We start from the raw sequence: 19317 nt of genomic DNA, 5'->3' as shown, positions 1-19317 counted from the left end.
TGTATCATTGGTACCTTTAGGCGATTTTTGCAAAAAAGGTACTAAACCCTCAGAATAATTTTTCCTATTATATGGAAATCAAGGAATAAACTTTCGTATAATGGAATATTTGCATGAAAATATTCCGTTGAAAAACAGAAAGGTACAATAAATTTTGGTCCATTTGCTCAAAACCTTTTAGTTAGCATGAAACAACTCCTAATTTTTGATACCTTTTTTGCAAAAAAACGGAATAGGTACGAAAATTCAATGGAAAATAAAAACCTGCCGGGCAAATGAAAAAGCCGGACAGGTTTTTTTAATACTAATTTCCTAATGTTAATTCTTCAAGCTCTGTAGCGGTGCAGGGATTCTGCCGCCGCGGTGAATCATCTTGGCAGGGGATTGGCTACGCAGAGGCATAACCGGTCCGTAGCCCAACAGTCCGCCGAAGTCAAGTTCGTCGCCTTCAGAAAGTCCAATGGCAGGAATGACTCTGACCGCAGTTGTTTTGGAGTTGACCATACCGATGGCTGCTTCATCTGCAATGATTGCGGAAATGACTTCGCTGGCAGTGTCTCCTGGAATTACGATCATGTCAAGACCTACAGAGCAGACAGCAGTCATAGCTTCCAGTTTTTCGATGGAAAGTACGCCGTTTCTGGCAGCTGCGATCATGCCTGCGTCTTCGCTGACTGGAATGAAAGCACCGGAAAGCCCGCCGACACTGGAGGATGCCATTACGCCGCCTTTTTTAACCGCGTCGTTGAGCATAGCAAGGGCAGCTGTTGTGCCGTGAGCGCCGCACTGCTCCAGTCCGATTTCTTCTAAGATGTGGGCGACAGAATCGCCAACGGCAGGAGTCGGCGCCAGAGAAAGGTCTACAATTCCAAATGGAACACCGAGCATTTCAGCTGCTTCCATACCGACAAGCTGACCCATACGAGTAATCTTAAATGCTGTTTTCTTGATGGCTTCGGCGATTACGTTAAGCGGTGCATCATCCGGCATCTTTGATAAGACGGAACGCACAACGCCTGGACCTGAAACACCGACGCTGAGTACGCAGTCGGCTTCTCCTACGCCGTGGAAAGCGCCTGCCATAAACGGATTATCTTCAACGGCATTGCAAAATACTACCAGCTTGGCAGCACCAATGCACTGTCTATCTTTCGTCAGTTCAGATGCCTGTCGTACTTTTTCGCCCATGAGTCTAACTGCGTCCATGTTGATTCCGGCTTTAGTAGAACCTACGTTGACGGAAGAACAAACCAGTTCGGTCTCTGCAAGAGCGCGAGGAATTGCCTCAATCAGCTCTCTGTCGCCAGCGCTGAAGCCTTTCTGCACCAGAGCGGAAAAGCCACCGATAAAGTTCACGCCTACCTCGTGGGCAACTTTGTCCAGCGTTTTTGCGTATTTTACGGGATCGCCGCCGGAAACGCCCACCAACATGGAAATAGGGGTAACAGAAATTCGTTTATTTACGATAGGAATACCGTATTTTTTTTCAATGGATTCGCCGGTCTTGACCAGGTCTTTGGCAAGGCGGAGAATTTTGTTGTAAACCTTTTCGCAGGACTTATCGATATCGCTGTCAGCGCAGTCGATTAAGGAAATGCCCATGGTGATGGTTCTGATATCTAAGTTTTCTTCCTGAATCATGGTAATGGTTTCCATGATATCGCTCATATTCAGCATATTCTTATATCCCTCCTTCCATTAAATTCTGTGCATGGAGTTAAAGATATTCTCGTGCATGACATGAACCTGCATAGCAGGAACTGCTTCAGCGATAGACTTCTGCAGCTCATCGATTGAAAGGGAAGTTTCGGTAATGTCAATAATCATAACCATACAGAAAAAACTGTCCAGTACGGACTGGGTTACCTCGATTACGTTTGCGTTAGCATTTGCACAGGCAGTGGAAACCTTGGCGAGGATTCCTACCATGTCTTTTCCTATGACTGTAACTACAGCTTTTGATGTTTCTTTCATTTATTTATCTCCTTTAATATTAATTTCAAATTGATGGTCGCAAAGTGCGTCATTGACCTTATATAAAATTCGCAGGTTCGGGTATTTCTCTCGGAAATACGCCTTGTTGCAGCCGCAGTGTCCTACCATATTTGAGAAGTTTTTACCGTTTGCGTAAAAGTCTACCTTCACAGTCTCGCTTTGCGGAAGCATTGTCTCCAATAAAAGCGCTTCCAGCGCCTCTTTTGCCAGTTCGCTTAAGACCAGCTGGCGGAAAGCGGGGTGATAAGTTTCGCTGTTGATATCGCCGTCTTCGTTTATGATATCTGTGCTTTTCAGCCCGACGCGAATGATGTTGATACCGGCGTTTGTGAGGATTTTGTACATTTCTTTGGTGCGAAGCACCGCTTCTTCCTGTGTCAGCGGTATGTATTGACCGCAAAGATACTGGTCGTAAAGGGCGGTATCCCGTATCACCACCGTCGGATAAAGCCGTGCAATGGAGGGACTGATTTTAACAGTCTCTTTTGCCGAAAAAATACAGCGGTCGAGGGAATCTCCCGGAAGCCCGATCATCAGCTGGATCCCCAGTTCAAAACCGTAGTCCTTGATCAGCTGAGCGCTTTTGTATACGATGGCGCTGTCGTGCCCTCTTCCAGAAAGTTTTAGAACTTCGTCATCAAAGGACTGAACACCCAGTTCAATGACATCTGCGCCGTAGGCTTTCAGATTGTCTAAAATATGTTCGTTGATGTAGTCCGGTCTTGTGGACAGGTGGATTTTGTGAATTCTACCCGCATCCTTGTAGCGTTTGGCGACAGCGAGATAGGCAGACTGTTCCTCTATTGGAATCCCCGTAAAACTGCCGCCGAAGAAAGCGATTTCAATCGTTTCTGTGCCAGCAGGTTCCAGTGTTGAGAGCCAGGTTTCGATAGTGCTTACAACATCTTCCTCTGTCGGCGCATGCTGCCTTGCTGTAATCTTTTTCTGATTGCAGAAAATACAGTCGTTGGGACAGCCTTTATGAGGGATGAAGATGGGGATAATGGCATGCTTTTTCACTTTCTTTCACCTCCATTACATGAAGTCCTAGCCTGGTTTCTGCCTGAAGTCGATGGCAGGTCAAACGCCAGAAAATCCAAAATCTTTGATTTTGTGATTTCTACGGTGCGCATCCTTCCGCATTTTTTGATATCTCCGGAATATACTGCAAGGTTTGCAAATTGTATTTGCTCTCTTGTTTGTTTTTGTGTATTGACAAATTCCTATTATTTAAGGTTTTTTGTCAATAAATGAAGCATATTCTTGATTGGAAACCCGATATTTTACACAAATATTGACAGGATTGACAAAAATCAAGAAATTTGTCAATTTTGTCATGGTTTTTTGTTGAAAACATTGACTAAATTGACAAAATAATGGAAATCTGTCAATTTTGTCAAAGTAATGCATTAAAATGATGAAAAAATTGATTCTTTTCTTTGCATTTGTTGACAAAAATACAAAAAACCAAGAAATTTGTCAACGTCTGAACCCAGAGCGGCGGCATAGCCAGGAACCCAGCCTTGCGTAGCGAAAGCCAGTCCGTCTCAGCGCAATCTCAGCGCAAAGCAGCCCGCATGCTCATAAAATCGACCCGATATCGGTCAGCTTAAACTGCGGAAACCATTTGCAGGCAAGTCCACGCTTTTCGATAAAATCCAAGATGGAAGAAAAATCCGGGTGCCCGAACAAATCGCCGTGGAAGATGATTTCTTTGCCGACTCTTCCACTAGCGCCTCCAATGAAGCCGGTATCGTAGCCGTCAAGGCGAACAAATCCAGGGGCAACCCGAAGTACGGAAATATCCGGATACTGGCTGCAAGCCTTGATAATTCCCTCATCGTAGGTGATAATAGAGGTTTCATCCACGATAACCGTGCTGCATTTGGTGTAGCCCTGATGAACATCGATAAGAACCATGCCCATTTCCTTGGCTGCGAGAAGCAGTTTTTCGTTGGTCAGGGAAAGGTTGTGAATAAAATATTTGCCGGTGCAGGCAGCATTAAAACTTACATCAGCAGGATAATCTTTGCCTAGGTCTTCTGCAGCAGCGAAAAAAATAGGCGAATTGGTTTCAACGCCCATTTTACACAGAAAAGTGTCGGGATGACTGGAAATTGCCTTATCGACAATGCCATCTGATGTTACAAATTCCAAACTGTAACCCAGTGTTTCTAAGTATTCTTTTAGTCTGACATTTGCGTCTTTTGAAATATATATCTTATTCATGAAACTATTCTAACATGAAAAAAGAAAGAAAAAAAGAGGAGATTGTTTTTTCTTTGCATAACCTCTTGACTTTATGCCTGAAAATGTGTTTACATGAAAGTAACGCTTTAGAGGAAAGGAGATATCAAATGGAAAAAAATAACACTTTAATGACATCGGGCACAATCTGGAAGGAAATCCTCCTTTTTTCAATTCCGCTGATTTTAGGGAATCTGTTTCAGCAGCTTTATAATATTGTGGACTCTGTAATTGTAGGCAACATCGTAGGAAGTCAGGCGCTGGCAGCAGTAGGTGCAAGCGGCGCTATCATTCAGCTTCTTATCGGATTTTGTATTGGTGCTTCGGCAGGTGCGGGAGTAATGACCTCTCAGGCTTATGGTGCGCAGAATAAAGATGGTGTGTTTAAGGCAATTCATACTACCTTGGCAATTGCCATCTGCGCAGGCATTATTTTGTCAGTCGTAGGATTTCTGACTACACCATGGATTCTTCGCTGGATGAATACGCCGGAAGAGGTGTTTGCAGATGCAAAGGCATACCTGCAGATTTTCTTTGCGGGGCATTTTTTTGCAGTCATTTATAACATGCTGGCGGGTATTTTAAATGCCGTAGGAAACTCCAGACGTGCACTGATTTACCTGATTATTGCGGCGGTATCTAATACTATTTTGGATATTATCTTTGTTGCAGTACTTAAAATGGGGGTAGTGGGGGCGGCTATTGCGACAGATATTGCGCAGGCTATTTCCTGTTTCTTTATTCTGCGGTTTTTGCGGCGCACCAATGAAATGTATAAACTGCACTTCAAAGCGATTCGCTTTTACGACAATTTACTGGCAAAGATTGTAAAAATTGGTCTGCCAACAGGTGTACAAAACATTGTAATTTCACTGTCCAATGTCATCGTACAGTCCAGTGTCAACAGTTTTGGTGCTACAGTTATGGCGTCTTATGCAGCATTTAACAGAGTAGACGGCTTTATTCTGCTGCCGGTTTTAAGTATCAGCATGGCAGCAACGACCTTCTGCGGACAGAACTTCGGTGCGCAGAAGGTTGACCGAATCAAGCATGGTATGAAAACGTCCATCGGCATGGGTACTGCTTATGCATTGGTTGCAGGTGCTGTGATGCTGGTCTTTGGTCCATACATTATTCGGATTTTCACTGGCGAGCAGGCGGTTATCGAGACAGGCATTTATATGATGAAGTATATGTATCCATTCTACTGGGTTTTAGCGATTCTGCAGATTGCCATCGGCGCAATTCGCGGTGTCGGAAGAACTTTTGAGGGTATGGTCATTTCCATCTTCTCGTTGTGCGTTTGCAGGGTAATTTGGATTAAAGCCAGTCTCAGCTTTGCGCATCAGCTGAATTTGCTGATTCTAGGATATCCAATTACATGGATGATTGGTGCTGTTATGATGCTGATTTATATTAAAAAGGGCAGATGGCTCAGATATGAAGAAATGGGTCTTGAAAACCCGCAGAAGGGATGAAATCATTATGGTAAATATAGGAAATCACTGGGACGAAATATTAGCAGGAGAATTTGAAAAAGAATATTATCAAAAGCTGCGGCAGTTTCTAATTGCGGAGTACAGGAGCAAAACTATTTATCCGGATATGCATGACATCTTCAATGCGCTAAAGTATACAGACTATGATGATGTCAAGGTGGTGATTTTGGGTCAGGACCCTTATCATGGTCCGGGGCAGGCTCACGGCATGTCCTTTTCCGTACGGCCGGGTATCAAACAGCCGCCTTCACTTGTGAACATTTTTAAGGAGTTAAAGGATGATTTGGGGCTCAATCCGCCGGATCACGGCTACCTTGTTAAATGGGCAGAGCAGGGGGTGCTGCTGCTTAATACATGTCTTACCGTACGTGAACATCAGCCTAATTCCCATAAAGGAAAGGGCTGGGAAATATTTACCGATCAGGTAATCAGGCTTCTCAACCAGAGAGAAAAACCTATGGTGTTCATTCTCTGGGGCGGTAATGCAAAATCAAAACAAAGCCTGATTACAAATTCGAATCATCTGATTCTGACTGGAGCTCATCCCAGCCCGCTGTCTGCGTATAACGGCTTTTACGGCGGACAGTATTTCTCAAAGGCTAACGCTTTTTTGGAAGACAGCGGGCAGAGTGCTATCGACTGGGATTTGAAGGAATAAACCAGGCCATCTTTATAGTCAAAAAGGTTGCGATAAAGCAACCTTTTTCTGTTGAAAATCGTTTTTTCTAATGCACTGAAAAGAAAAAATATTAGACTTATGCATAGAAAGCAGGAGTCTGTAGTCCTTGGCGACTTTATGGACTCTTGTTTTTCATTTGTTATAGAATTTTTTATTTCACAATCTTTCTTTTTCTTTCTTTTACGGTTGAATTTTTTGTTTTTTTGGTTATAATAAAAAGAAAGAAGTTATTGTAGGAGGGAAACTGAGATGAAGCGGATTGAAAATATAGACGTGGAATGGAAAGAAGTTTTCACAGGTGATATCAAGAAAGAAGTCATTGCCTTTGCCAATGCAGAAGGAGGCAGCATTTATATTGGAATCAGAAATGACGGAAGCGTAAGAGGGGTAGATGATTCGGATGCGGTGATGTTACAGGTTTCCAGTGCTCTTTCTGATGGGATTATGCCGGATGTCATGCCTTTTGTACAGATTAGAACCGTTGAGATAGAAGGAAAAGCAGTTGTTGAGATTGAAGTGCAGGTGGGAACTAGAAGACCGTATTATTTAAAGAGCAAGGGATTGCGACCTTCGGGGGTTTATATCAGGCAGGGCAGCGCCTGTTTGCCCGTTAGTGATGAGGGTATCAGAAAGCTGATACTGGACGGCAGCGGTAAATCTTATGAGGACAGTCGCAGTATGGAGCAGAATCTTACATTTTCTGTGTTAGAGGCTGAGATGCAGCAAAAAGAAATCGAGTTTGGCATATCCCAGATGAGAAATCTGCATTTGATTGGAGAGGACGGTCTTTACACCAACTTAGCGCAGCTCTTGTCGGATCAGTGTGAACACAGTATTAAAGTCGCAATTTTTCAGGGTAAGGAGAAGGAAGTTTTTCTTAGCAGGAAAGAATTTTCTGGTTCGCTTTTGAAGCAGTTGCGCAGTGTGTATGAACTGATTGATTTGAGTAATAAGACAAAGGCCACTTTTTCTGGATTAAACAGAATTGATCGGCGTGATTATCCAGAAGGTGCAGTCAGAGAGGCTTTGATCAACTGCATTGTACATCGGGATTATGCTTTCAGTGCAAGCACGCTGGTCAATATTTATGAGGATCGTGTAGAATTTATCTCTTTAGGTGGTCTGGTGCAGGGGTTATCCCTTGAAGCGATTCTTATAGGGGTTTCTCAATCAAGAAATCCTAATTTGGCTTCAATTTTTTATAGGATGGGCCTGATTGAAAGTTATGGTACAGGCATCAGCAAGATTATGCGGATGTATAGGGAAGAGCCGAAACAGCCAAAGATTGAGACAGCACAGGGCGCGTTTCGAGTAACACTTCCGAACCGCAATTCTGATGAGGATACAGTTTATGAAAAGAACCAAATCGGTGATGAAGCGCAGGAACTTGCTTTAGGGGGTATTAAGATGCCGGAAATCAGATACGTTTATGCATCTTCAGAAGGTGCGCCTATCCCTTATATCACAGAAGAGGAACGTATTTTACGCCATGTGAGAGCAAAGGGCTTTATTACCCGAAAAGAAACAGAGTCTCTTTTACAAATAAAAACTACAAAAGCTTACCAGCTATTGAGAAGACTTTGCGAGAAGGGGCTTCTGCGTGAGCATGGAAGCGGTCGAAATCGAATCTATATCGGGGTATATGGCGCTGAGCAATAAGAGAAGAATTGAAATGAGGTAGCAAGTTGAACAAGAAAATTAAAGATTTAATCATGGTTGTTGTGATTGCAGCGATAATTGCAGTCATAGATTTATTAGATGGGAGTTTGCAGTGGCGTATGGATGCAGGCGTGCTCTTCCTGATTCTACTTATCGTGTTCTGGATGAGAAGTCTGATTCGCACAAGAGGTGCACGCAAAGAGATTTATCGCAAACTGGAGTCAGATGATAAAAGGGAGATGAAATAACGTATGAAACATAGATGTGCAGTAGTGACCGGCGCGTCCAAGGGCATCGGCCTGGAAATCGCAAAGGCGTTGCTTGCAGATGGATACCAGGTCTTTGGGCTTGCAAGAAGCAGTGCAAATCTTTCTGAAATAGATTGGATTAGCTGCGATGTGACGAAAAGGGAAAGCGTGGCTGCTGCTTTTGAGAAAGTGCAGGAAAAGGCAGGTTGTATTGATCTGCTGGTTGTCAATGCAGGCATGGGGATTTCCGGTGCGGCGGAATTTACCAGCGAAAAGGATTATCGCAGACAATTTGAAGTCAATGTATTCGGTGCTATCGCCTGCGCACAGCAGGCGGCTTACCGGATGAGAGCGCAGGGTGGAGGAAAAATTATCTTTATTTCCTCTCTTGCGGCAATTTTTCCTATTCCGTTCCAGAGCTATTATGCAGCCAGCAAAGCCGGGGTGAATGCCTTTAGTGATGCACTAGGTATAGAAATGAAGCCTTTTGGTGTGGAAACTTGTACTGTCATGCTCAACGATGTGAAAACTGAGTTTACAGAAAATCGAGTAAAGACAGCAGAGGGCGATGATACTTATAAAGGAAGGATCGCAGCATCGGTTGCAAAGATGGAACAGTCTGAGCAAAACGGCATGAGCCCTGTGAAGGTGGCGGACACTGTATGCGCACTAGTTCGGCGAAAGAAACTTCCTGCGCACAAAATTGTCGGACTTTCTAATGAATTTCTGGGGCTTTTGTACAGAATTCTTCCAACTAATTCCATGCTGTGGATTCTGGCAAAGATTTACGGATAAACAGGAGATGCTTATGAGAGAAAAACTACTGAAAATGACCTTGGCTGTAGGAGTCGTGTTCATCGTGGTGACTGCAGTTTTTAGCTTTTATTTTTATGAAAACAGCCAAGATGCACAGAGTGCATTGGCGCTTTATATGCCAAATGTAGAAGCTGTGACAGGAAAAGATGGAACGCTTTCGCTTCTATCCCTTTTTCGCAGCAATCTTTTTGCATGTGCTACCTGCGTAGGAATCGGCTTCATTCCATTTATATTTCTGCCTGCTTGGGCTCTGCTTTCCAATGCAATGATGATCGGCGCACTGCTGGGAATTGTGCAGTCAAGCGGTGCTGTCAGTCTGACCAAGACTATTATATTTGGACTTTTGCCTCACGGGATTTTTGAACTTCCAGCCTTTTTCCTTTCCATGGCTATGGGCATCTATCTTTGCAAAATCCTCACCATGAAAATTTTCGGAAAGGCAAGGGATGAAAAAATTCTACCTAAGCTCAATGGAATTGCTAAGGGTTTTGTGATGGTCGTAATACCGCTTTTGATTGTCGCAGCTGTACTTGAATGCTATTTGACGCCGCAGCTGATGAATCTGACAGGAATAAACTAGAGGAGAACTATAGAAAATGGAAACATTGCAGACACTGTTTAACGATATATTTTCAACGGGTGAATTGGTACGGATGATCTTTTCCGGCAAGCGCAAAAAATCACTTGCTTGTACAAAGGTCACCATCAGACCACTGAAGATTTCGGGAAAGTCGTGCTTTCAGGCAGAGCGTACCTTCGAAAAAAAGGTGACTCACGAGAATCTTTCGGAGTCGGAAGCGGCAGCTTTGGCGATGCGTCTTGTGCGAGAGGAATTTAAACAAGTAAACATTTTTACGCTTTCTGAGGATTTGCAAGTGCTGGCAGCAAAGCCGGAAAAGCCGAGAATTACCACAAAGCCTGCCACAAAAGGCATGCCAACCCTAGAACACAACAGAGAAAAGAGGCGGATTATTCCAGAAAAGACACCTTGCGACTTTTTGGTGCGCCTTGGAGTTATGGACAAAGACGGAAATGTGATACAAAAACACTACAGCAAGTATAGACAGATTAACCGGTATCTGGAAATCGTGGAGGAGGTGTTCGCGGCGCTTCCAACGAACAGGACGCTGCGAATCATCGACTTTGGATGCGGCAAGGCCTATCTTACCTTTGCTCTTTATTATTACTTGAAAATTTTGAAAGAGCGAGATGTGGAAATTATAGGACTGGATCTGAAAGAGGATGTCATTCAGTTCTGCAGTAAAATTGCGGAAGATCTGCAATACGACGGACTGCAGTTCTTGCGGGGTGATATTGCAGACTACACCGCAGATTATGCAGATATGGTGGTGACGCTTCATGCTTGTGACACTGCTACAGATTATGCACTCATCAATGCAGTTTCTTGGAATACTAAGGTAATCTTGTCAGTGCCTTGCTGCCAGCATGAGCTGTTTTCTCAGATCAAGAGCGAAGTCCATCAGCCTATGCTGAAACACGGAATTTTAAAAGACCGCCTGACAGAATACCTGACAGACGGTCTGCGCGGCCTTAAACTGGAAGCCTGCGGCTATGATGTAGCGATGATTGAATTTACCAGCCTTGCGCATACGGCAAGAAATATCATGATAAAGGCTGTAAAGAATGCAAATGCAGGAAGTAGCCGAGCAGAGAGAGCGCAGCGGCAGTATGAAGCGCTGCGTGACTTTTACCATGTAAATCCTACGATAGATCAGCTGTGAAGCATCAGGCCTCTACAAAAGGAACGCCGAGAATATCGGCGATGGAAAGTGCGAAGTTGCGTCCAATGGCGTTGATATTGTTTTTGATCCAGTTAGCGTCATCGACGTTATCATGGTAGGCGACCTCTACCAGAACGGCGGGAGCCTTTGTGCGGCGCAGTTCTGCCAGGGTGGTGGTTGGAACTGCAGTGACTAGAGACGGATTTGGATAGATCTGTTTTAGATTGTTTGCGGTAATTTCGGCAGCGCTTTTTCCGGCAGCGGAGTCTCTGTAATAATATACGTCGGGACCTTTGATAGCGCCGGCAAGATTGGGCGGTGCAGCGTTGGAGTGAATGGCAAAGTGCAGATCGTAGTTTCCGGCATTGGAATCGGCGATAGAGTTGCTCACCGTGCCGCCGGGATTGTTTCTGGAAAAAGTGATGCCGCTTGCTCTGAGATAAGGAATCATGGCATCGGTAATGAGATTGGCATAGTATTCCTCAGTACCGCCGTTTACAAAAAGGTTGTATTCCTGGGTTGAGGGGCTTAAAAAAACACTAGGCATAAGTAGTCCTCCTAAATTTAATCATACGTTATAGTATGCAAAAGAACGCTGGAAGGTGAACTGTAGTTGTATACACAAAAAATATAGATGAATATTATAAAAATTTAACAAAAAAATACAAAAACCTTGCACAAACTATTGAACAAGATGCGTTAACGTGGTAAAATTAATAAGTATTTTTTTCAAAAAAAGAAGGTAATGAAATGACAGACAAACAAAAGATAATTAATATAGCAGTCATCGCTCATGTCGATGCGGGAAAATCCACCCTGGTTGATGCGTTTCTCAATCAGAGCGGAGTATTTCGAGCAAACGAGGAAGTTGCTGACTGTGTTATGGATAGTGATGACATCGAAAGGGAAAGAGGCATTACCATCTATTCCAAGAACTGTTCTGTGATGCACGGTGATGTAAAGATTAATATTGTAGATACGCCGGGGCATGCGGACTTTTCTTCAGAAGTGGAACGTATTATGAAGACGGTGGATACGGTAATTTTGTTGGTGGATTCCAGCGAGGGACCGATGCCGCAGACCAGATTTGTACTGAGCAAATCTTTGGAACAGGGGCTGAATCCGATTTTATTCATTAATAAAATAGATAAAAAAGACGCAAGAATTGATGAGGTCGTGGATGAGGTTTATGAACTTTTCATGGATCTAAATGCAAACGATACACAGCTTGATTTTCCGATTCTTTACGGGATTGCAAGACAGGGGATTGCGGTTCGTGACCCGAAGGAGGCGGAGGGGCTTTCTGTAGAACAGGGTGATGTGAAAATGAAACACACGCCGGCAGGATTTGCAGGTCTTGACATTACGCCGCTTTTTGACACGATTATCGAGCACTGCGAGCCTTATGCTGATTTGCGAGAAGAACCGCTGCAGCTGCAGGTATCCACGCTGGCTTACGATGACTATATCGGAAGATTAGGCATCGGCAGAATCACGAGAGGTGTTTTGAAGGAAGGGCAGACTGTAGCCGTTGCAAAGGAAGACGGTCAGATTGTACAGAGAAAGGTCAATCAGGTCTTTGTATACAGAGGGCTTAAGCGGATAGCAGTGCCGCAGGCTGAGTGCGGTGATATTGTCGTAGTTTCCGGTATTGCAGATATTTCTATCGGTGAGACTATCTGCGATGTGGCAAAACCTGAGCCGATGGAGATGATTCACATCGAAGAACCGACTCTTTCTATGAATTTTATGGTAAACAAGTCGCCGTTTGCCGGAAAAGTTGGCAAATTTGTCACCTCAAGACATATCAGGGAAAGACTGAACAAGGAACTGGAGGTCAATGTAGGTCTGATGGTGGAGGATACAGATTCCACTGACAGTTTCAAAGTATCCGGCAGAGGGGAACTGCACCTTTCTATTCTTATTGAAAATATGAGAAGAGAAGGATATGAACTGGCGGTTTCCAAGCCGGAAGTGATTTACAGAAAAGATGAACAGGGTAAAAAGCTGGAGCCTATTGAAGAAGTGGTGCTCAGCGTGCCTGATGAATATACTGGAACAGTAATCTCTAAACTGAATCTCCGTAAAGGGATTATGGTGCAGATGACCGGCGAAAACGGCTATTCCAAGCTGGAATATCACGTGCCGACAAGAGGACTTTTAGGCTACCGCTCTGAATTTATCAACGACACCCACGGAGAGGGGACTATGGAGCGCAGATTCCTTACCTTTGAAGCATACAAGGGAGATATTGCAGGCAGAACCAACGGCGTTGCCATTGCCATTGAAGAGGGGGTATGCACCCCTTACGCACTGGCTAGTATCAGTGAGCGTGTGCAGATGTTTGTGGATCCAGGAACCAAAGTTTACGAAGGCATGATTGTAGGCATGAATTCCAGAAGTGATGACATGGAGGTAAATCCTTGCAAAGCGAAGAAAGCCACCAATATGCGTGCAGCGGGAAATGATGATGCTGTTAAACTTTCACCGCCGAGAACTTTCACTTTGGAAGAAGCGTTGGAATTTATTGCTGACGATGAATTGGTAGAAATTACACCGGATGATATCAGGCTGCGCAAAAAGCTGCTTCGCGAGATTGAAAGAAGAAGATCAGGGAGATAATATATGTCTCAAAAAAACATAGAACTTTTAATAGATCTTGGAACAACGCTGCTCGTCGTCCTACTTGGCTGGATTGCCATTCGCATTATTCTGCGGATTGAGAAAAAGGCACTGGAGCGATCCAATCTGGATGAAGCATTGTATTTATTTATTCTAAAATCTACCCGGATTATTCTGTGGATCGTACTAATCGTATCGGTGCTGCCGATGCTGGGAATTAGTCCGGCATCACTAGTTGCAGTGCTGGGCGCAGGCGGCGCTGCCATTGCGCTGGCTCTTAAGGACAGCCTCGGCAATGTGGCAGGCGGCATCATCATATTGATGAACAAACCTTTTAACAAAGATGATACCATAGAGGTAAGCGGAACTATAGGTGTGGTTGACGCCATCGACCTTTTGACAACGAAGCTGCATACCTTTGACAATAAAGTGGTGACCATTCCCAATGGGACCATTACCACATCAATTTTAACCAATTATTCCAGAGAACAGATGCGCAGAGTGGACTGTACCTTTGGCATCAGTTATCAGGCGGATATCGGAAAAGCAAAGGAAATCCTGATTGCTGTTGCTGAGCGTTGTCCCAAGGCGCAAAAAGAACCGGAGTTTGTTATCGGTGTATCGTCCCATGGAGACCATGCGATTTTGATGGATTTGAAAGTTTGGTGTTCCACAGAGGACTATTTTGATGTAAAATATTATTTAGAGGAAAATGTAAAAATTGCTTTTGACCAGGCGGGTATTGAGATTCCTTATCCCCAGGTTGATATTCATATCATTCAATAGTTTTTTAAATTATTTTAATTTTTTTATACATCTCTGGGGCGGAAAAATTCTGAACCTGTGAGATGAGAGAATGGGAGAGAAAAATGAAAGAAATTAAAAAATTCAAGAGAGTGCTGGTCGCCAACAGAGGCGAGATTGCAATTCGAATTTTCCGTGCTTGTAACGAGCTGGGGATTAGAACCGTTGCAGTTTACTCAGAAGAAGACAAGAATTCGCTGTTCAGAACCAAAGCAGATGAATCCTATCAGATTGGCAAAGGCAAAGCGCCAGTTGCGGCTTACCTTGCCATCGAGGAAATCATCGAGCTAGCAAAAGCCAAGGGTGTAGACGCCATTCATCCGGGCTATGGATTCCTTTCAGAGAATCAGGAGTTCGCAGCGGCATGTGAAAACGCAGGCATCGAATTTATCGGACCGACTGACAAGATGATGGGAAGTCTGGGCGACAAGATTCAGTCCAAACTGGTCGCAATGAAGGTAGGCGTTCCTACTATTCCAGGTGTAGAAAAGGCAATTCAAACTGAAAAGGAAGCTGTTGAGTTTGCACAGAAGTGCGGCTATCCGATTATGCTCAAGGCTGCTGCCGGCGGCGGCGGACGCGGTATGCGTATTGTCAGAAACGAGCAGGATCTGCTGCCGGAGTATAGAAGTGCAAAGAGCGAAGCGAAGAAAGCCTTCGGCATCGACGACATCTTTATTGAAAAATATTTAGAAAGCCCGAAGCACATCGAAGTGCAGATTTTGGGAGACAAATACGGCAATGTAGTGCATCTTTGCGAAAGAGACTGCTCCATTCAGAGAAGACACCAGAAGGTTATCGAGTTTACGCCGGCGCTGTGTCTGACTGAGGAAAAGAGAAAGGCAATCTGCGAAGATGCGCTGAAAATCGCAAGAGCCGTAAACTACAGAAGTGCAGGTACAGTTGAATTTTTGCTGGATAAACATGGCAATCACTACTTTATCGAGATGAATCCGAGAATCCAGGTAGAGCATACCGTAACAGAAATGGTAACCGGTATTGATATCGTACAATCTCAGATTCTCATCGCTGAAGGATATCCGCTTGATTCCGACGAAGTCGGCATCAGAAACCAGAAAGATATTCAGATGAGAGGAAATGCGATTCAGTGCAGAATTACCACAGAAGACCCTGCCAACGGTTTTGCGCCTGATACCGGAACCATCGAACTTTACAGAAGTGCTTCCGGCTACGGCATTCGTTTGGACGGCGGCAATGGATTTACCGGTTCTGTCGTATCTCCATATTATGACAGCTTACTGGTTAAGATTACGGCATATTCCAATACCTTTGAGGGCGCGACCAGAAAGGCGATCAGAGCCCTGCGTGAAACTCAGATTAAAGGCGTTAAGACCAATATCGGTTTTTTACTTAATGTACTGAATCATCCTACCTTTAAAGCGGGCGATTGTGATACCGGCTTTATCGGGGCTAACCCTGAGCTGCTCAATATCAGAAAAGCTGATGATAAAGAACTGAAGGTTTTAAACTTCATCGGAAACAAAGTCGTCAATGAGACAAAAGGCGTCAAGCCGCAGTTTGACGTGCCGGTATTCCCGAAGATTCCGATGACCGAAATCAACACGTTGAAAGGAACTAAGCAGCTTCTCGACATGGAAGGACCGGAGGCTGTTGCAAAATGGACCAAAGAACAGAAGAAACTGCTGATTACGGATACCACGACAAGAGATGCTCAGCAGTCCCTGATGGCAACCAGGGTCAGAACTGTAGATATGGAAAAGATTGCACCGGCAATGGCGCTTTACGGCAAAGACCTGTTCTCCATCGAAATGTGGGGCGGTGCAACCTTCGATACTTCCTTCAGGTTCCTCAAGGAATCTCCATGGGAAAGACTGGAAACGCTGCGTGCCAAGATTCCTAATGTTATGTTCCAGATGCTGATCAGAGGGGCCAACGCAGTCGGCTACAAGAACTATCCGGATAATGTAATCAGAGAATTCGTCAAGCAGTCTGCGGCTGCTGGTATCGATGTGTTCCGTATCTTTGACTCTCTGAACTGGATTCAGGGTATGGAAGTAGCTCTGGATGAAACCTTGAAACAGGGCAAAATTGCAGAAGCATGCCTGTGCTACACCGGAGATATTCTGGATGATTCCAGAACCAAATACAATCTGGATTACTATATCAGAATGGCAAAGGAGCTGGAGAAGAGAGGCTCTCACATTCTGGGCATCAAGGATATGTCCGGTCTTCTCAAGCCGATGGCAGCTTATAAGCTGGTGAAAGCGCTGAAGGAAGAGGTGGATATGCCGATTCATCTGCACACCCACGATACCAGTGGAAACGGTGTGGCTACCATTCTGATGGCTGCACAGGCAGGCGTAGACGTAGTAGATGCAGCATTTAACAGTATGAGCGGTCTGACTTCTCAGCCAGCGCTGAACTCTGTGGTTGCTGCTGTTGAAAACAGTAGCAGAGATACAGGCATAGATCTTGACGGTATTCAGAAGATTTCCGAATACTGGAGAGATGTTAGACCGGTTTACAAGAACTTTGAATCCGATATGGCGACTTCCACTGCGGAAATCTACAAGTATGAAATCCCTGGCGGGCAGTACTCCAACCTGAAACCGCAGGTAGAATCCTTCGGCCTTGGACACAAGTTCCAGGAAGTAAAGGATATGTATAAAACAGTAAATCAGATGCTGGGTGATATCATCAAGGTAACACCGTCCTCCAAGGTAGTGGGCGATTTGGCAATCTTTATGGTACAGAACGACATTACACCGGAGAACATCGTTGAAAAGGGTAAGGATATCGACTTCCCGGATTCCACTGTATCTTACTTTGAAGGTATGATGGGGCAGCCAGAAGGCGGTTTCCCAGAAGATATTCAGAAAGTTGTGCTGAAAGGTAAAACACCGATTACCTGCAGACCTGGTGAACTTTTACCGCCGGAAGATTTCGGTGCAATCAAAGCGCATCTGAAAGATGAACTGGGAATAGATGTAACGCCGCAGGATATCATCAGTTATGCAATGTACTCTAAAGTATTTGAAGACTACCACAAGAGCCTGAAAAAGGATGGGAACTTTAGATACATGGGCAGCGATATCTACTTCCACGGTCTTTCTGAAGGTGAAACCTGTGAAGTCAAGCTGGAGGAAGGAAAAGTGTTGGTCATCAAGCTGCACGAAATCAGAGGCGTAGATCCGGAAGGCAACCGCGATTTGGTATTTGAAGTCAACGGCAACAGAAGAATCGTTAAGATTAAGGACGAAGATATGCAGTCTGCTGTTTCTTCCATCGCAACTGCACGTTTTGCAAACGAGGACGATCCGATGGAAATCGGCGCCAATATCCCGGGCAATATCCTGAAGATTTTGGTGAAGGAAGGCGAAGCGGTAGAAGAAAAACAGCCGATCGCAGTCATCGAAGCCATGAAGATGGAAACCAATATTCTGGCAACTGCAAAGGGCGTCGTAGACACAATCTATGTACACGAAGGCCAGCAGGTTAAAGCAGGCGAACTGGTAGCCAAACTGAAAGAAAACTAAAAACAATGGGCGGGAGTATTCCCGCCTTTTTTATATATAAGAAACCACGCATTGAATGCATGGCTAGTTTTGAACATAAAAACACCGACTGATGATAAGCCGGTGTTTTTGTATACTTATAGTTTTATTACTTGTTCCATTTCAGCGTATAGTAACCATTTCCGTGACTATACTTCTGGACCTTGATGTAGTAAGTGCCCGGCGCCAGCTTAGTGCCTTTGCCGATGGTGTATAGCTGCACTTCTTTGCCATCATCGCCGTAACAGTTGACGCTGGTAGCCGGATAGGTTTTACCGGATTGATAGAAAGCTGCTTTCAGTCCGCCTGAACTGCCGCCGCCGTTAGCCTTTACTTTAAAGGTAAATTTGACATACTGGGTTTTGGTGATTTTAAATTTGTACCAGTCTCCAGAAGTTGCACTCTGCGCTGCAGTGATGATGCCTTTCTTGGTACTGCCCTTGGAAATGGACTTTGCCTTGCTCTTGGAAGAGCCGCTGCTTTCCTTGACGCTGGTGAAAGAAACTTTGATACCGTAAGCATTGTCAGAATTCTTTACCGCAATGTAATAGGTGCCTTTCGCAACGCCGATGGTGGTCTTGTATGCCTTGCTGGAAGACAGATATTCAAAGTTGGTGAACAGACTGTTTTTCTTGGAATTCATCAGTTTAATGTTGAAACTAGAGTAGTCGGTCAGTCTTTCTGGAAAGCTAACAGTCAGATAGCCGTTGCCAGGGGCGGTTACCTTATAGTAGGAAACGCCACTGTTATCCGGACTTGCGCCGTAGAATACTTTGCCTTTGGTCAGCGTGCCGCCTGCAGGATAGAGAATAGCGCGAAATCCTACGGACTGCGGCATGCCAGCGTTGTAGCTTGCAGTTTCAAACTTCAAATAGTAAGTGCCCGCTTTTTTTACTTTTGCGTACAGGGTGTCTTCTACTTTTGAACTGCTTAGATATTTGGAGTAGCCAATTTTGTCTCCGCTGGTTGCAGCAGAAGTAGAGTGCAGGGTTACGGTAACGCCTTTTCCTACTTCAACGCCGGAAAGTGGAATTGCCAAGGTGCCGCCTTTTGTTGTTTTGACCGGAATGACAGTAACATTGTCACTGCCTGTGGTCATTCTGGCGACATATGCATTGATATCTTCTGTTGAATTTGCGCCCTGTGCTGTAATTTCTGTGGCTGGGGTACCAGCTGCGTCAGACACAGTCCCCGCAAAGATACTTTCCGCACCTGCGAAAGCAGTGGTTAGAACCAACGCAAAAGCAAGAACGAGGGATAATAATTTTCTTCTTTTCATAATTTCTGTCCTTTCATATAAATTCACATGATTTCAGGTTTCTTACTTCTAATTATACGATAGAATGGGAATTTTTTCAAGATGCATGTACTGTGTAATCACGACAAACCCATGAAACTGCAACAGGTAATCCACGAACAAAGTCGCAAAAGTTTTCAAGGTTTTGCCTTTCCGCACCTGCGATTTCTCTT

Annotated in this window: 16 protein-coding genes; 10 read left to right on the top strand and 6 right to left on the bottom strand. The window is 44.5% G+C overall.

Translation table 11 applies throughout. From position 1 onward, the window contains the following. Window positions 1–318 precede the first annotated feature (318 nt). From NFR88_RS00735 to NFR88_RS00720, 4 genes are all read right to left on the bottom strand, one after another. The gene (locus NFR88_RS00735) at window positions 319–1677 is read right to left on the bottom strand and encodes a PFL family protein (RefSeq protein ID WP_160202703.1); all 1359 of its coding nucleotides are present in this window, start codon (window positions 1675–1677) and stop codon (window positions 319–321) included. A 21-nt stretch (window positions 1678–1698) separates the two neighbouring features. Next, window positions 1699–1974, bottom strand: coding sequence for an ACT domain-containing protein (locus NFR88_RS00730; RefSeq protein ID WP_160202702.1), 276 nt, complete (start codon window positions 1972–1974; stop codon window positions 1699–1701). Beyond that, complete coding sequence (locus tag NFR88_RS00725) at window positions 1975–3015, bottom strand: elongator complex protein 3 (RefSeq protein WP_160202701.1); 1041 nt, start codon at window positions 3013–3015, stop codon at window positions 1975–1977. A 561-nt stretch (window positions 3016–3576) separates the two neighbouring features. Then, entirely contained in the window at window positions 3577–4224 is a 648-nt protein-coding gene (locus tag NFR88_RS00720; RefSeq protein WP_160202700.1) for a DUF6873 family GME fold protein, read from the bottom strand. 128 nt (window positions 4225–4352) lie between these two features. Here NFR88_RS00720 and NFR88_RS00715 point away from each other — a divergent pair, with 128 nt between their 5' ends. The 7 genes from NFR88_RS00715 to NFR88_RS00685 all read left to right on the top strand — a co-directional run bounded on the left by NFR88_RS00715 (window position 4353) and on the right by NFR88_RS00685 (window position 10885). Beyond that, complete coding sequence (locus tag NFR88_RS00715) at window positions 4353–5720, top strand: MATE family efflux transporter (protein ID WP_160202699.1); 1368 nt, start codon at window positions 4353–4355, stop codon at window positions 5718–5720. Between the two features lie 7 nt (window positions 5721–5727). Continuing rightward, window positions 5728–6399 carry a uracil-DNA glycosylase gene (locus NFR88_RS00710; protein ID WP_160202698.1) on the top strand — a complete coding sequence of 224 codons (672 nt, stop codon included), beginning with the start codon at window positions 5728–5730 and terminating at the stop codon, window positions 6397–6399. Between the two features lie 270 nt (window positions 6400–6669). Beyond that, window positions 6670–8079: an RNA-binding domain-containing protein gene (locus NFR88_RS00705; RefSeq protein ID WP_251612679.1), complete on the top strand. Its 1410-nt coding sequence runs from the start codon at window positions 6670–6672 to the stop codon at window positions 8077–8079. A 26-nt stretch (window positions 8080–8105) separates the two neighbouring features. After that, a complete protein-coding gene (locus tag NFR88_RS00700; RefSeq protein ID WP_160202696.1) occupies window positions 8106–8327 on the top strand; it encodes a hypothetical protein in 222 nt (73 codons plus the stop codon). A 3-nt stretch (window positions 8328–8330) separates the two neighbouring features. Then, a complete protein-coding gene (locus tag NFR88_RS00695; protein ID WP_160202695.1) occupies window positions 8331–9122 on the top strand; it encodes an SDR family oxidoreductase in 792 nt (263 codons plus the stop codon). 13 nt (window positions 9123–9135) lie between these two features. After that, window positions 9136–9723 (top strand): stage II sporulation protein M, encoded by a 588-nt coding sequence (locus tag NFR88_RS00690; protein ID WP_160202694.1) that lies wholly within the window; start codon window positions 9136–9138, stop codon window positions 9721–9723. Between the two features lie 16 nt (window positions 9724–9739). Beyond that, window positions 9740–10885 carry a class I SAM-dependent methyltransferase gene (locus NFR88_RS00685; RefSeq protein WP_251612676.1) on the top strand — a complete coding sequence of 382 codons (1146 nt, stop codon included), beginning with the start codon at window positions 9740–9742 and terminating at the stop codon, window positions 10883–10885. 4 nt (window positions 10886–10889) lie between these two features. Here NFR88_RS00685 and NFR88_RS00680 read toward each other — a convergent pair whose 3' ends face one another. Then, window positions 10890–11432 (bottom strand): N-acetylmuramoyl-L-alanine amidase family protein, encoded by a 543-nt coding sequence (locus tag NFR88_RS00680; protein ID WP_160202692.1) that lies wholly within the window; start codon window positions 11430–11432, stop codon window positions 10890–10892. Between the two features lie 203 nt (window positions 11433–11635). Here NFR88_RS00680 and typA point away from each other — a divergent pair, with 203 nt between their 5' ends. The 3 genes from typA to NFR88_RS00665 all read left to right on the top strand — a co-directional run bounded on the left by typA (window position 11636) and on the right by NFR88_RS00665 (window position 17829). Then, window positions 11636–13507, top strand: a complete 1872-nt coding sequence (gene typA, locus NFR88_RS00675) for a translational GTPase TypA (protein ID WP_160202691.1) — start codon at window positions 11636–11638, stop codon at window positions 13505–13507. Window positions 13508–13510: 3 nt separating this feature from the next. Next, the gene (locus NFR88_RS00670) at window positions 13511–14293 is read left to right on the top strand and encodes a mechanosensitive ion channel family protein (RefSeq protein WP_251612674.1); all 783 of its coding nucleotides are present in this window, start codon (window positions 13511–13513) and stop codon (window positions 14291–14293) included. Between the two features lie 83 nt (window positions 14294–14376). Next, complete coding sequence (locus NFR88_RS00665; RefSeq protein WP_465250569.1) at window positions 14377–17829, top strand: pyruvate carboxylase; 3453 nt, start codon at window positions 14377–14379, stop codon at window positions 17827–17829. Between the two features lie 127 nt (window positions 17830–17956). Here the strand turns inward: NFR88_RS00665 and NFR88_RS00660 are convergent, their stop codons facing one another. Next, the gene (locus tag NFR88_RS00660) at window positions 17957–19126 is read right to left on the bottom strand and encodes a hypothetical protein (RefSeq protein WP_160202689.1); all 1170 of its coding nucleotides are present in this window, start codon (window positions 19124–19126) and stop codon (window positions 17957–17959) included. Window positions 19127–19317: the final 191 nt, after the last annotated feature.

It is taken from the genome of Senimuribacter intestinalis, assembly GCF_943192965.1.
GTDB classification, from domain to species: Bacteria; Bacillota; Clostridia; order Peptostreptococcales; family Anaerovoracaceae; genus Senimuribacter; species Senimuribacter intestinalis.
This window is presented reverse-complemented; position numbering and strand designations above follow the sequence as displayed.